Genomic DNA, 13829 nt, shown 5'->3' with positions numbered 1-13829 from the left:
GCCCATAAAAAGACCGCCAGTGTAGAGATACGCTGGCGGTTTTCTGTTTGCAGAAAGTTTGGGTTTTCATGCGGGTGGATTCGAACAGCTGCGGCCCCGTCGCAGAAGAAGGGGCAAAAACAGCCCGGTGGGCTGTTTTTAGCAGCGCGGCTTGCGTAATCCACCCGCGCCCATAAAAAGACCGCCAGTGTAGAGATACGCTGGCGGTTTTCTGTTTGCAGAAGATTTGAGTTTTCATGCGGGTGGATTCGAACAGCTGCGGCCCCGTCGCAGAAGAAGTGGCAAAAACAGCCCAGTGGGCTGTTTTTAGCAGCGCGGCTTGCGTAATCCACCCGCACCCATAAAAAGACCGTCAGCGTAGAGATACGCTGGCGGTTTTCTGTTTGCAGAAGATGGTGCGCAGAAAAGGAGAAGCGTGTTCCCGGGATCGGGAGCGCGCTTCTCCTTTATTATATAGTAATTATAGTATCGGCTCAGAGCTCGTTGCCGGGGAATGCCGTCAAAGCCCTTTTGCAGGTCGGCATCGGTGGGGATGTAGTCGCTCATCTGGCCATCGTGGAACTTCTCGTAGGCAACCATGTCAAAGTAGCCGGTGCCGGTCAGGCCAAAGACGATGGTCTTTTCCTCGCCGGTCTCCTTGCACTTGAGGGCCTCGTCGATGGCGGCGCGGATGGCGCGGCTGCTCTCGGGGGCGGGCAGGATGCCCTCTCACTGGTTTGGCTGGATTTTATCACGTCATTGTCCTGAAGTCAAGAGGGGAATTTCGATTTTCATAAAATAATTTACGCCCCCGGCAGAAACAGCAGCGTGCCCCGGGCGGTCAGTACAGGCTGGAACAGGCAGCCCGCCAGCCCGGCGGTGAGCGCCACGACGAGAAACAGCAGTGCCAGAACCAGAACAAGCCGGGCCAGCCCGAAGCGGTGGTGCCCGGCGGGGACTTTTTTGCGCTGCATGGTCAAACCTCCCTTTGTATCAGAGCTCTGCGCCATCCTATGCCGGGCTGTGCCGATTGTGTGCGGGCGCAAAATGTGGTACACTGTTACCGACAAATCACGGAGGAACTGTTATGCTGACCATTACACTGCTGGGCACGGCGGCCACCATGCCCCTGCCGGACCGTGCCCTGACCGCCGCGCTGGCCGAATGCGGGGGCCATGCCCTGCTGTTTGACTGCGGCGAGGGTACGCAGGCGGCGGCCCGCCGCGCCGGGGTCAACCTGATGAAGCTGGACGCCATCTGCCTGACCCACTATCACGGCGACCATATCTTCGGCCTGCCGGGCCTGCTGCAGACGCTGGGCTGTCAGGGCCGGGAGCGCCCGCTGACCCTTTACGGCCCGGAGGGGCTGGGGGAAATCTGGCCCGCCCTGCGCACCCTGGCCGGGCCGCTGCCGTATCCGGTCAGGGCTGTGCAGCTGGACACAGATCCCATCGACCTGACCACCCTTTCCTCCGGCTGGCCTGCGGGGGCGCAGCTTACGCCTTTCCGCACCCGGCACCGGGTGCCCAGCCGGGGCTACCGGCTCGACCTGCCCCGGGCAGGCCGCTTTGACCCTGCAAAGGCCCGGGCACTGAACGTTCCGGTGCCTGCATGGAAACTGCTCCAGCGGGGCCAGAGCATCCCGCTGGAAAGCGGGGCGGTGGTCGCTCCCGCGGATGTGCTGGGCCCGGCACGCCGGGGTCTGCGGTTCGTGTTCTCGGGTGATACCGCTCCCTGCCCGGCGCTGGAACGGGCCGCGCAGAACGCCGACCTTTTCCTCTGCGATGCCACCTACCCTGACAATGAGCAGGAGGCGCAGGCAAAGCAGTGGGGGCACAGCACTTTTGCGCAGGGTGCGGCCATTGCAAAAAAGGCTGACGTGCGCCGGTTCTGGCTGATGCATTATTCGCCCATGATCCTTGAACCGGAAGCCGCCCTGCCCAATGCGCAGGCGGTATTCCCGGCGGCGGAGTGCGGCTTTGACGGCAAACAGATCATCCTGCAATATGACGAGGAAGCAACATGACAACGATCAAACTTGACCCTGGTGCAGCCCTGCTGCTGGATGCGCTCCATGGGGCGGGCCATGCGGCCTACGCTGTGGGCGGCTGTGTCCGGGACAGCCTGCTGGGGCTGGACCCCCACGATTGGGACCTCTGCACCAGCGCCCGCCCGGAGCAGGTGATGGCGCTGTTCGGGGAGGAAAAGTGCATCCCCACCGGCCTGCAGCACGGCACCGTGACGGTGAAGCAGGGCGGCAGGCTCTATGAGACAACGACATTCCGCACCGAGGGGGCCTACTCCGATGGCCGCCACCCGGATGCCGTCTGCTTTGTGCCGGATGTGCGGGAGGATCTTGCCCGGCGGGATTTCACCATCAACGCCATGGCATACAGCGCCGAGGAAGGGCTCATCGACCCCTTTGGCGGGCGGGACGACCTTGCCGCTCATCTCGTGCGGGCGGTGGGGGAACCGGAACGCCGCTTTGAGGAGGACGCGCTGCGCATCCTGCGGCTCTACCGGTTCGCGGCCCGGTTCGGCTTTGCCATCGACCCAGCCACCGGTGCTGCTGCCCGGGCACTGGGGCCGCATCTGGACTGCGTTTCGGCGGAGCGCATCCAGGAAGAACTGCTCAAGCTGCTGGCGGCACCCCGGCCCGGAAGCTATCTGGAACCCGCCGTTCTGGCCGTTGTCCTGCCGGAGCTGGAACCGGAAAAACAGCCGGAACGGTTTGCGGAACTCTGCCGTACCATCGACCGGATCGAACCAACAGTGGAGAACGTGCCCGCCCGGCTGGCGGCTCTTCTCTGTCCGCTGGGTGAAGCTGGTGCCCGCAAAGCTCTGCGCAAACTGAAATGCTCCAACGCGCTCACAGATGAGGTGACAGCGTTGGAAAGGGAAGCTCCCGGTACGCCCGGCTCCGACCAGACACTTATGGCCAAACGCCTTTTGGGCCGCTATGAATTGCCGACGATCCAGCGCCTGACCGCCCTTTGCAGTGCCCGGCATCCGGAACAGACCGGGGCCTTTGCTGCCCTGCGGGCCGAAGCAGAGCGGCTGACAGCAGAAAATGCCTGCTGCCGGGTGAGTCAGCTGGCCGTGAATGGCCGTGACCTGATGGCGGCGGGGGTCAGACCCGGCCCGGGTCTGCGGCAGGTGCTGAACGCCCTGCTGGAGGCTGTCATCACCGGGCAGACACCCAACGAAAAAGACGCGCTGCTGGCTGCGGCGGCCCAATTTTCTGCGTCTTGACAAGAGAAAGAAGCTGCGGTAGTATTATGCTACTGTTTTAGTGTGTTATTGAATGAGGGACGATATGACAGAAGCACAGAACACGAAGCGCCCCGGGGCACTCATCGCCATGAGCGGCGGTGTGGACAGCTCGGTGGCAGCATGGCTGATGCAGCAGGCAGGATACGACTGCACCGGCATCACCATGCGGCTCACCCGCAACGAGACGCTGGGGCAGTCTGGTTTCCACACCTGCTGCTCCGAAAAGGATATCGAGGATGCCGCCGAGGTGGCCTTTGCGATGGATATCCCCTATGAGGTGCTGGATTTCACCGCCGACTTCCGGGAGAAGATCATCGAAAAATTCATCCGGGTATACGAGATGGGCGGCACGCCCAACCCCTGCATCGACTGCAACCGGTATATGAAGTTCGACCACCTGCTCCGCTGGGCTGAGAGCCATGGCATGGAGTATGTGGTCACGGGCCATTACGCCCGGGTGGAGCAGGACGAGGCCACCGGCCGCTGGCTGCTGAAAAAGGGGCTGGACGAGGGCAAGGATCAGAGCTATGTGCTCTATAACCTGACCCAGGAGCAGCTGGCCCATGTGCGCCTGCCGCTGGGGGGGCTGCACAAGGCCGAAGTGCGTGAAATCGCGGAAAAGCAGCATTTCATCAATGCCCGCAAGCACGACAGCCAGGATATCTGCTTTGTGCCGGACGGCGATTACGCCCGCTTCATGGAGGACTTCACCGGCAAGCATTACCCGGCAGGTGATTTTCTGGACGAGAATGGCAAAAAGGTGGGCACTCACAATGGCGCGGTGCGGTATACCATCGGCCAGCGCAAGGGCCTGGGCCTTGCCATGGGTGCGCCGGTGTATGTCTGCGCCAAGGATATGCAGGCCAACACCGTTACGGTGGGCCCGGAGGAGAACCTGTTTGACCGCATCGTCTATGCCGACGAGGTGAACTGGATCGCCATCCCGGAGCTGACCGCGCCCTTGCGGGTCACGGCCCGCACCCGCTACCACCAGACCGAGCAGGCGGCCACCGTCTACCCGGCAGGAGAGGGGAAGTTCCGGCTGGAATTTGACCAGCCCCAGCGTGCCCCTACGCCCGGTCAGGCCGTGGTGCTGTATCAGGGGGATGTTGTGCTGGGGGGCGGCACGATTGTGGCGGTCGAATAAACCGCTCAGGCGCTTTGCAGGAAAGTGATAAAGTAAAACAGAAGCAGCTGTGCCGAACCGGTAAAATGAACGGCACAGTGTAAAATGGAGGAGCAAGTATCTATGCAGGAACAATATTCCCGCACCCAGCTGCTGCTGGGCAAGGAAGCAATGGAAAAGCTGCACAATTCCCGTGTGGCGGTGTTTGGCATTGGCGGCGTGGGCGGCTACACGGTGGAAGCGCTGGCACGCAGCGGTGTGGGCGCGCTGGACCTCATTGATGATGACAAGGTCTGCCTGACCAACCTGAACCGCCAGATCGTGGCCACCCGCAAGACCGTGGGCCAGTACAAGGTGGATGTGGCCGAACAGCGTATCCACGAGATCGACCCCAACATCAAGGTCACCACCTACAAGATCTTCTTCACCCCGGAAACGCAGGATCAGTTCGACTTTACCCAGTACGACTATGTGGTGGATGCCATCGACACCGTCACCGGCAAGATCGCGCTGGTGGTCAAGGCCAAGGAGGCCGGTACCCCCATCATCTGCGCCATGGGTGCAGGCAACAAGATGGACCCCACCCGCTTTGAGGTGACGGATATCTACAAGACCTCCGTCTGCCCGCTGGCCAAGGTGATGCGCACCGAGTGCCGCAAGCGGCGGATCAAGCACCTGAAGGTCGTCTACTCCAAGGAGCCTGCCATGACCCCCATCGAGGATGATTCTATCAGCTGCAAGAACCACTGCATCTGCCCCCCGGGCACCCAGCGCAAGTGCACCGTCCGGCGCTCGGTCCCCGGCTCCAACGCCTTTGTGCCCTCGGTGGCCGGGCTCATCATCGGCGGCGAGGTCGTGAAGGATCTGGTCGGATTTGTGCCGATGAAAGGTTAAAAACGAGAACGCCCCTCTCCGGTCTCACGGATGCCGGAGAGGGGCGTTTTGGGTCATGGGAAACCGCTCCCACGGCATGGGCACAGGTGGAGCGTGCATCAGGCTGCAGGGCCGCCTGCCCGGGCGTAACCATTGGCGGTCACCCCAGCAAACGCAATGTTGAAATACGTTCATTTGACAAAATACTTTTGCTAATTTATACTGGGATGCATATTCACATGCAAAAATCAAGGATAGAAGATAGGAAGTATCGTCATGCTGACTCTGGATAAGATCTACCACGCCGCCTTTGTGCTCAAGGACGTTGCCCGCAAGACCGACCTGATTGAAGCGCCCAAGCTCTCCAAGGACTGCCGCCTCTACCTCAAGACCGAGAACCTGCAGGTGACCGGCAGCTTCAAGGTGCGGGGAGCCTATTATAAGATCAGCCAGCTCTCCAGGGAGGAGAGCGAAAAGGGCGTGATCGCCTGTTCGGCTGGCAACCACGCACAGGGCGTGGCTCTGGCCGCCACCCGCCGGGGCATCAAGAGCATCGTCTGTATGCCGGACGGTGCCCCCATTATGAAGGTGGAAAACACCAAGAGCCTGGGCGCGGAGGTCTGTCTGGTGCCCGGCACCTATGATGATGCCCACGACAAGGCCGTGGAGCTGCAGGCCGAGACCGGCATGACCTTCATCCACCCCTACGATGACGAACAGGTCATCGCAGGTCAGGGCACCATTGGTCTGGAGATCCTTGACCAGCTGCCCGATCTGGATGCCGTCATCGTGCCCGTGGGCGGCGGCGGCCTGATCTCCGGCGTGGCCTTTGCCATCAAGAGCCTGCGCCCCGAGGTCAAGGTCTATGGTGTGCAGGCCGAGGGTGCCCCCAGCATGTACCGCAGCCTGCATGAGCACAAGTATCAGACCCTGAAAAATGTGGCCACCTTTGCGGACGGCATTCAGGTCAAGACCCCCGGCGAGCTGACCTATCAGCTCTGCGAGGAATATGTGGACGACATCGTGACCGTCAGCGAGGACGAGACCGCCGCCGCCATCCTCTCCCTGATGGAGAACCAGAAGCTGGTGGCCGAGGGGGCCGGTGCGGTGCCTGTGGCAGCGGCGCTGTTCCACAAGCTGCCCATCGAAGGCAAAAAGGTGGTCTGCCTGATCTCCGGCGGCAACATCGATGTGAACATCCTCAACCGCGTCATCACCCGTGGTCTGGTGATGAGCGGCCGCAAGGCCAACCTGACCATCGCGCTGGAGGATAAGCCCGGTCAGCTGGAGCGGGTGGCCGCCATCGTTTCCCGCTGCGGCAGCAATGTGGTCTCCGTCCTGCACGATGGCTCTGACCCCAACATGCCCATCTCCAGCTGCTTCCTCAAGCTGGCACTGGAGACCCGCGACCATGCCCAGATCGAGCAGATCCGGCAGGAGCTCACCAAAGAGGGCTTCCAGCTGGTGGCCGAGCGCGTTTGATTTTCTGATTGCCTTATCCGCCGCCTGCGGCGGCAGTTTTCTTTCAAAACAGCAAAAAGCGCCGTGCAGTCATTTCACTGCACAGCGCTTTTTTCTTATCCATAAAAACGAAAAAGCAAACATTATTTCTGCACGCCGCTCTCGCACTGTTCGATGAACTGTTTGGCCACGCGGGGGCTGCGGCCGCCGGCGCGGATGGCGAAGGCTTCGGCCTTGACCAGCAGCTCTTCCATGGGCATCTGGATGTGGTGTTGTTTTGCCAGCTCTTCCAGAATGGCGGCAAAGCGGGCTTTCTCGGGCCGCTGGAAGGTGACAGTCAGGCCGAACCGGGCGGAAAGGCTCATCAGCTCCTGCCGGGTGTCGGCTTCATGGATATCGTCGCCGGTGCGGTCGGTCAGGGTCTCCTTGATGAGGTGGCGGCGGTTGGAGGTGGCGTACACCGCAATGTTCCGGGCCCGGCCGCCCACGCTGCCCTCAAGGATGGCTTTCAGGGCGGCAAAGTTATCGTCGTTGGAGGAGAAGCTCAGGTCATCGATGAAGAGGATGAATTTGAGGGGGTTGGCTGCCAGCTGATCCATCAGGTCGGGGATCTGGTAGAGCTGGTTCTTCTTGACCTCCACCAGCCGCAGGCCGTCGGCGGCATACTCGTTGGCAATGGCCTTGACCGTGCTGGATTTGCCGGTGCCGGCATCGCCGTAGAGCAGGACATTGTTGGCGGGGGAACCGGCCAGCAGGGCGCGGGTGTTGGCAATGACCTTTTCCCGCTCCTTCTCGTAGCCCGGCAGCTCGCTGAGCTTCTGGGGGTCGGGGTACTTCACGGGCACCAGCTGGCCGTTCTCCACTGTGAACACATGGTGCTTGGCAAACATGCCGTAGCCCTTCTTCCCGGCTTCCCGCATCCGCTGGTTATAGGCGGCGGTCAGGTCGAGCTGCCTTGCCTCCCAACGGGGCAGGAACGCCAGCTCCCGGTTCTGCCGGTCGGCGGCTTCCAGCAGCGCGTCCAGCGTCAGGCCGCAGAGCTTCTGCAAAAAGTTCAGCTCACTGTTCAGGGCGGCCTCCATCACAGGGGAGAGCTGGCCTGCAGCAGCCTGCCGCACACAGAAGGTCTCTGTCTCCAGCACGGCGTTGGAAAGATAATCGCCCAGATTGGTGGTGTGGGCGAACAGGGCGGCTTCAAAGGCGGCCACAGCATCGCACAGGGGGGCGATGGTATCGTCAGCCGCTTCCAGCCGGTCGGTCAGCGCCGCCAGCTTTGCCACAACGGGGTCGCCCAGCAGGGCACGGAAGACAACAAGCCCGTGGAGCCGGGCATTCCATTCACGAAGTTGCATAGGAAAATCCTCTCTTTTTAACGGCCTTGCCCTCTCAGGCGCGCCGCGCCAGCTCCCCCAAAGGGGGAGCCATTGGCAGGCCGGTCAGAAGGCTGTTTATTTTTATAACAGTGTAGAATTGATTATACTCTTGGAAAAGGCGCTTAGCAAGGGTGTGTTCAATTATCTTCATCTTTCGGCTGATTCACTTTACAAATCGTCGATTGACAAAGGCCCGATTTATAGTATAATTGACCCAACGTTCAAATCGGAATGCAAGATGCGAAAAGTAACGTGTCTGAGGGAAATTTTGTTGAGAGTGTAAGAGGAAAAGGAACAGGAGCAACTTACCATGCAGTTAAATGGTTCGCAAATTTTTGTTGAAGTTCTCTGCGAACAGGGCGTGGACACCATCTTCGGCTACCCCGGAGGTGCTGTGCTGAACCTGTACGACGAGCTGTATAAGAATTCTGACCGCATCCACCATGTGCTGACCGCCCACGAGCAGGGCGCTTCTCATGCGGCCGATGGCTATGCCCGCGCAACGGGCCGCACCGGCGTGGTGCTGGCCACCAGCGGCCCGGGTGCCACCAACCTGGTCACCGGCATTGCCACTGCCTACATGGACTCCGTGCCCATGGTCGCCTTTACCGGCAATGTGCCGACCCCCGGTCTGGGCAAGGACAGCTTTCAGGAGGCCTACATCGAGGGCATCACGATGCCCATCACCAAGCACAACTTCACGGTGCGCAAGGTAGAAGAGCTGGCCGACACCATGCGTGCGGCGTTCCGCATTGCGCAGAGCGGCCGCAAGGGCCCGGTGCTGGTGGATATCCCCAAGGATGTCACCGCTGCTGTCTGTGAGTTCACTCCCAAGCAGCCGGAGCAGATCCGCACCGTGACCACCTACGACGAACAGCAGGTCAAGTGGGCCGCCGATATCATCAACGCGGCCCAGCGCCCGCTGGTCTATTTTGGCGGCGGCGTGCGGAGCGCGGCTTCCTGCCAGCCCCTGCGTGACCTGATCCACAAGGCGGAGATCCCCGCCACCTATACCCTGATGGCCGCAGGCGTTGTGCCCTACGGTGACCCGATGAACATCGGCATGGTCGGAATGCACGGCTGCTACACCTCCAACCGGGCGGTTGCGGATTGCGACGTGCTGATCGCACTGGGCACCCGCTTTTCTGACCGCGTGGCCCTGAACCCCAAGACCTTTGCCAGGAATGCCACCATCATCCAGATCGATATCGACCCCAGTGAGCTGGGCAAGAATGTGGATGTGGATCTTGCCATTGCCGGTGATGTCTGCTATGTCCTGAGCGGGATGCTCCCCCTCATTGAGGAGAAGAAGCACCCCGACTGGATGAAGATGATCCACGAGTGGCAGGCGCAGGATTACCACCCTGTGTCCGACCCCACCCGCCTGATGCCCCATCAGGTCATCGGCGAGGTGTGCAGCCAGTGCGGCCCCGAGGCCGTGTATGTCACCGACGTGGGCCAGCACCAGATGTGGGCGGCCCAGTACATCCGCCACACCAAGAGCCGCGGCTTTATCACCAGCGGCGGCCTGGGCACCATGGGCTTTGGCTATGGCGCGGCCATCGGCGCGCAGATGGCGCTGGGCCGGGAGCAGCGGGTGGTCATGTTCACGGGCGACGGTTCCTTCCACATGAACCTCAACGAGGCCTGCACCGCTGTCAGCTATGAGCTGCCCATCATCACGGTCATCTTCAACAACTCTGTGCTGGGCATGGTGCGCCAGTGGCAGACCACTTTCTACGAAAAGCGCTACTCCCAGACCGACCCTCACCGCCGCACCGACTTTGTCAAGCTGGCGGACGGCTTTGGCCTGAAGGGCTACCGCTGCACCAACCTCCCCGAGTTCCAGGCCGCATTTGCCGATGCCCTCAAGCAGAAGGGCCCCACCTGGATCGAGTGCATCATCGACAAGGACGAAAAGGTCCTGCCCATGATCCCCGGCGGCGGCGACATCAATGATATCATCATGGAATAAGGAGGACTGACCCATGGAATCCAAACGCAGAGTCATCAGTCTGCTGGTGGACAACCAGAGCGGTGTTCTGGCCCGGGTGTCCAACCTGTTCTGCCGCCGCGGCTTCAACATCGACAGCCTGACGGTGTCCGCCACCAACGACCCGGCGGTCAGCCGCATCACCGTGACCATCACCAGCGATGAAAAGGCGCTGAGCCAGCTCATCCTCCAGACCGAGCGGCTGGAAGTGACCCGGCAGGTGTTCGTTCTGGATCACGAGAATTCGCTGGAGCGGGAGCTGCTGCTGCTCAAGGTGGCTGCCGATGTCCACAACCGCAGTGAGCTGCGGGAGATCGCCAGCATCTACAAGGCAAAGATCATTGATTTTTCGCCCGACAGCATGGTGCTGGAGCTGACCGGCCGCCCCGAAAAGGTGGACGCGTTCCTCAAGATCCTGGCAGATTACAAGATCCTTGAGCAGTGCCGCACCGGCGTGACCGCCCTGGAGCGCGGCGGGATGCACCAGCACATGCAGAAGCCCCCGCAGGAGGTGCGGGCAGCCCAGCTGCCCCTGCCCGGGACCCATTGCCCGCAGTAAGGCATAATCTCTCAGTTTTCCATAAAAATCAAAATATAAAAATAAAACAGGAAAGAGTAAAAGGAGACTACTACCATGGCGATCAAGAAATACTACGATTCCGACTGCAACCTCGGCGTGCTGGACGGCAAGACCGTTGCTGTCATCGGCTTCGGCAGCCAGGGCCACGCCCATTCCGAGAACCTGGCCGAGAGCGGCGTGAATGTTGTTGTCGGTCTGCGCAAGGGCTCTGCCCACTGGGCAAAGGCCTCCGAGTTCGCCGCCACCCACGACAACTTCAAGGTCATGGAAGTCGAAGAGGCTGCCAAGGCTGGCGATGTTGTGATGATGCTGGTGCCCGATGAGCTGTGCGCCGACATCTACAACACGCAGGTCGCACCTTACATGACCGAGGGCAAGGCTCTGGCCTTTGCACACGGCTTCAACATCCACTTCAAGACCATCACCGCTCCCAAGAACGTTGACGTGATCATGATCGCTCCCAAGGGCCCCGGCCACATCGTCCGCCGCCTGTACACCGAGGGCGAGGGCTGCCCCTCTCTGATCTGCGTGGAGCAGGATTACACCGGCAAGGCAAAGGACATCGCTCTGGCTTACGCTTCCGGCATCGGCGCTGGCCGTGCAGGCATCCTGCAGACCACCTTCAAGGAGGAGACCGAGACCGACCTGTTCGGCGAGCAGGCAGTTCTGTGCGGCGGTGTCTGCGAGCTGATCCACGCAGGCTTCGATACGCTGGTTGAGGCTGGCTACGAGCCCGAGATGGCATACTTTGAGACCTGCCACGAGATGAAGCTGATTGTTGACCTGATCAACGAGGGCGGCTTCTCCAAGATGCGCTACTCCATCTCCAACACCGCTGAGTACGGCGATTACCGTACCGGCAAGCGCCTGATCACCGAGGAGACCCGCAAGGAGATGAAGAAGGTTCTGACCGAGATCCAGGATGGCACCTTTGCTTCCGAGTTCCTGACCGAGATGAGCCCCAACGGCGGCCGCAAGGTCCACTTCCTGGCTGAGCGCCGGATGCAGGCCGAACACCCCATCGAGAAGGTGGGCGCAGAGCTGCGCAGCATGATGAGCTGGCTGAAGAAGTAATTAACTCCCCCAGTCGCCTGCGGCGACAGCCCCCTCAAAGAGGGAGCCTTTTGTCTGACCGCAGCGTGAAGCCTCCCTCCGTGAGGGAGGTGGCATCGCGCAAGCGATGACGGAAGGAGTTCAGCCCAAAGCTGCTTTTAAAACTAAGAAAGGCTCCCTCCTTTGGGAGGGGGTCTTTTGTTATAAGGAAAAGAGGAACAAACCATGAGAAGTGACAACGTGACCAAGGGTTCGGAGCGGGCCCCCAACCGAAGCTTATTCTACGCACTGGGTTACACCCCCGAGGAGCTGGAGCGCCCGCTGATCGGCGTGGTCAGCGCTTACAGCGAGATCGTGCCCGGCCACATGAATCTGGATAAGATCGCCGATGCCGTCAAGGCCGGTGTGGAGATGGCGGGCGGCACCCCCATCCTGATCCCCGCCATCGGTGTCTGCGATGGCATCGCCATGGGCCATGTGGGCATGAAATACTCCCTGGCCTCCCGCGAGCTGATCTGCGACAGCGTGGAGACCATGCTGATGGCCCATCAGCTGGACGGCCTGGTGCTGGTGCCCAACTGCGATAAGATCGTGCCCGGCATGGTCATGGCCGCGGTCCGCATGGATGTGCCCGCGGTGGTCTGCTCCGGCGGCCCCATGCTGGCCGGCAGCTACGGCGGCGAGGAAGTCAGCCTTTCCAAGATGTTCGAGGCTGTGGGCGCTTACAAGGCCGGTATGATCACCGACGAGCAGCTGGAGGACTGCACCTGCAACTGCTGCCCCAGCTGCGGCAGCTGCTCCGGCATGTACACCGCCAACAGCATGAACTGCCTGTGCGAGGCCATCGGCATTGCCCTGCCCGGCAACGGCACCATTCCGGCGGTCTACTCTAAGCGTCTGCAGCTGGCAAAGCACGCCGGTATGGCCATCATGGACATGGTCAACAAGGGCATCACCGCCCGCCAGATCATCAACGAGCGCTCTATCCGCAACGCACTGACCTGCGATATGGCGCTGGGCTGCTCCACCAATACCGTCCTGCATCTGCTGGCCATTGCCTACGAGGCCGGTGTGCCCATCGACCTGAAGCTCTTCAACGAGATCAGCGCCAGGACCCCCAACCTCTGCCATCTGGCCCCCGCAGGCCCCACCCACATGCCCGACCTCTATGCCGCAGGCGGCATCCCCGCCGTGCAGGCAGAGCTGGCCAAGAAGGGCCTGCTGGATCTGGATGTGCCCACCGTCACCGGCAAGACCCTGGGCGAGAACATCAAGGGTGCCCACATCCTGAACGAAAAGGCCATCCGCCCCATCGAGAACCCCTACTCCCAGACCGGCGGCCTGCAGATCCTGTGGGGCAACATTGCTCCGGACGGCTGCGTGGTCAAGCGCAGCGCTGTGGCACCCGAGATGCAGCAGCACTCCGGCCCGGCCCGCGTGTTCAACAGCGAGGAAACCGCCATTGCAGCCATCTACGCAGGCCAGATCGTTCCGGGCGATGTAGTGGTCATCCGCTACGAGGGTCCCAAGGGCGGCCCCGGTATGCGCGAGATGCTCAACCCCACCTCCGCTCTGGCCGGTATGAAGCTGGATAAAACCGTGGCCCTCATCACCGACGGCCGCTTCTCCGGCGCATCCCGCGGCGCGGCCATCGGCCACGTCAGCCCCGAGGCTGCTTCCGGCGGCCCCATCGGCCTGATCGAGGAGGGCGATACCATCAGTATTGATATCCCCAACGCAAAGATCACGCTGGAGGTCAGCGACGAGGTGCTGGCCGAGCGCAAGGCAAAGTACGTTGCGCCCGAACCCAACATCAAGACCGGCTGGCTCAGCCGCTATGCCCGCATGGTCACCAGTGCAAACCTGGGTGCGGTGCTGAAGTGACCCGGAAGACCGCATAACAGCAAAAGCTCCCGACGCGCAGAACGTCGGGAGCTTTTTTTGTGTCCGGGTACAGCGGGATGCAGGGAAGGGAAATGGGACAAAAGAAAAGCATCCTGAATCACTTCAAGATGCTTGGTGGTTGCGGGGGCCGGATTTGAACCAACGACCTTCGGGTTATGAGCCCGACGAGCTACCAGACTGCTCCACCCCGCGATATTTACTTGTCTGCATCAG

Annotated in this window: 12 protein-coding genes, 1 tRNA gene and 1 pseudogene; 9 read left to right on the top strand and 5 right to left on the bottom strand. The window is 61.3% G+C overall.

Features of this window, described 5'->3' with window-relative positions:
• The 3 genes and pseudogenes from J3352_RS11590 to J3352_RS11585 all read right to left on the bottom strand — a co-directional run.
• The coding region (locus J3352_RS11590; protein ID WP_207700505.1) for a hypothetical protein at positions 1-332 on the bottom strand (332 nt) is incomplete at its 3' end.
• Between the two features lie 154 nt (positions 333-486).
• Positions 487-708 (bottom strand): annotated as a pseudogene (locus J3352_RS14340) (TrpB-like pyridoxal-phosphate dependent enzyme); the annotation flags it as partial.
• 74 nt (positions 709-782) lie between these two features.
• Entirely contained in the window at positions 783-953 is a 171-nt protein-coding gene (locus tag J3352_RS11585) for a hypothetical protein (RefSeq protein ID WP_156066801.1), read from the bottom strand.
• Positions 954-1066: 113 nt separating this feature from the next.
• Here J3352_RS11585 and J3352_RS11580 point away from each other — a divergent pair, with 113 nt between their 5' ends.
• The 5 genes from J3352_RS11580 (at position 1067) to ilvA (ending at position 6733) form a co-directional block, all read left to right on the top strand.
• Positions 1067-2005 (top strand): ribonuclease Z, encoded by a 939-nt coding sequence (locus J3352_RS11580; protein WP_156066799.1) that lies wholly within the window; start codon positions 1067-1069, stop codon positions 2003-2005.
• Complete coding sequence (locus tag J3352_RS11575) at positions 2002-3231, top strand: CCA tRNA nucleotidyltransferase (RefSeq protein ID WP_156066797.1); 1230 nt, start codon at positions 2002-2004, stop codon at positions 3229-3231. The genes J3352_RS11580 and J3352_RS11575 overlap by 4 nt, the downstream gene beginning before the upstream one ends.
• Positions 3232-3295: 64 nt before the next feature.
• Entirely contained in the window at positions 3296-4399 is a 1104-nt protein-coding gene (mnmA, locus tag J3352_RS11570; protein ID WP_097772781.1) for a tRNA 2-thiouridine(34) synthase MnmA, read from the top strand.
• Positions 4400-4501: 102 nt separating this feature from the next.
• Positions 4502-5272: a ThiF family adenylyltransferase gene (locus J3352_RS11565; RefSeq protein WP_097772780.1), complete on the top strand. Its 771-nt coding sequence runs from the start codon at positions 4502-4504 to the stop codon at positions 5270-5272.
• 255 nt (positions 5273-5527) lie between these two features.
• Positions 5528-6733, top strand: coding sequence for a threonine ammonia-lyase (ilvA, locus tag J3352_RS11560; RefSeq protein ID WP_097772779.1), 1206 nt, complete (start codon positions 5528-5530; stop codon positions 6731-6733).
• Positions 6734-6855: 122 nt separating this feature from the next.
• Here ilvA and J3352_RS11555 read toward each other — a convergent pair whose 3' ends face one another.
• A complete protein-coding gene (locus tag J3352_RS11555; protein ID WP_005929354.1) occupies positions 6856-8064 on the bottom strand; it encodes an ATP-binding protein in 1209 nt (402 codons plus the stop codon).
• 331 nt (positions 8065-8395) lie between these two features.
• On the opposite strand from J3352_RS11555, the gene ilvB reads away from it, so the two are divergent.
• The 4 genes from ilvB (at position 8396) to ilvD (ending at position 13595) form a co-directional block, all read left to right on the top strand.
• Complete coding sequence (gene ilvB, locus J3352_RS11550; RefSeq protein ID WP_005929352.1) at positions 8396-10060, top strand: biosynthetic-type acetolactate synthase large subunit; 1665 nt, start codon at positions 8396-8398, stop codon at positions 10058-10060.
• Positions 10061-10073: 13 nt separating this feature from the next.
• The gene (gene ilvN, locus J3352_RS11545; protein WP_005929350.1) at positions 10074-10637 is read left to right on the top strand and encodes an acetolactate synthase small subunit; all 564 of its coding nucleotides are present in this window, start codon (positions 10074-10076) and stop codon (positions 10635-10637) included.
• A 75-nt stretch (positions 10638-10712) separates the two neighbouring features.
• A complete protein-coding gene (gene ilvC / locus J3352_RS11540) occupies positions 10713-11732 on the top strand; it encodes a ketol-acid reductoisomerase (protein ID WP_156066795.1) in 1020 nt (339 codons plus the stop codon).
• 204 nt (positions 11733-11936) lie between these two features.
• Positions 11937-13595 carry a dihydroxy-acid dehydratase gene (gene ilvD, locus J3352_RS11535; protein ID WP_005929346.1) on the top strand — a complete coding sequence of 553 codons (1659 nt, stop codon included), beginning with the start codon at positions 11937-11939 and terminating at the stop codon, positions 13593-13595.
• 136 nt (positions 13596-13731) lie between these two features.
• On the opposite strand, the gene J3352_RS11530 is transcribed toward ilvD, so the two are convergent.
• Positions 13732-13808, bottom strand: a tRNA-Met gene (locus J3352_RS11530).
• Positions 13809-13829: the final 21 nt, after the last annotated feature.

It is taken from the genome of Faecalibacterium sp. Marseille-Q4164 (genome assembly GCF_017377545.1).
GTDB lineage: Bacteria > Bacillota > Clostridia > Oscillospirales > Ruminococcaceae > Faecalibacterium > Faecalibacterium duncaniae.
Note: the sequence above shows the minus strand (reverse complement) of the source record. Positions and strands in the feature narration are given on the sequence as shown.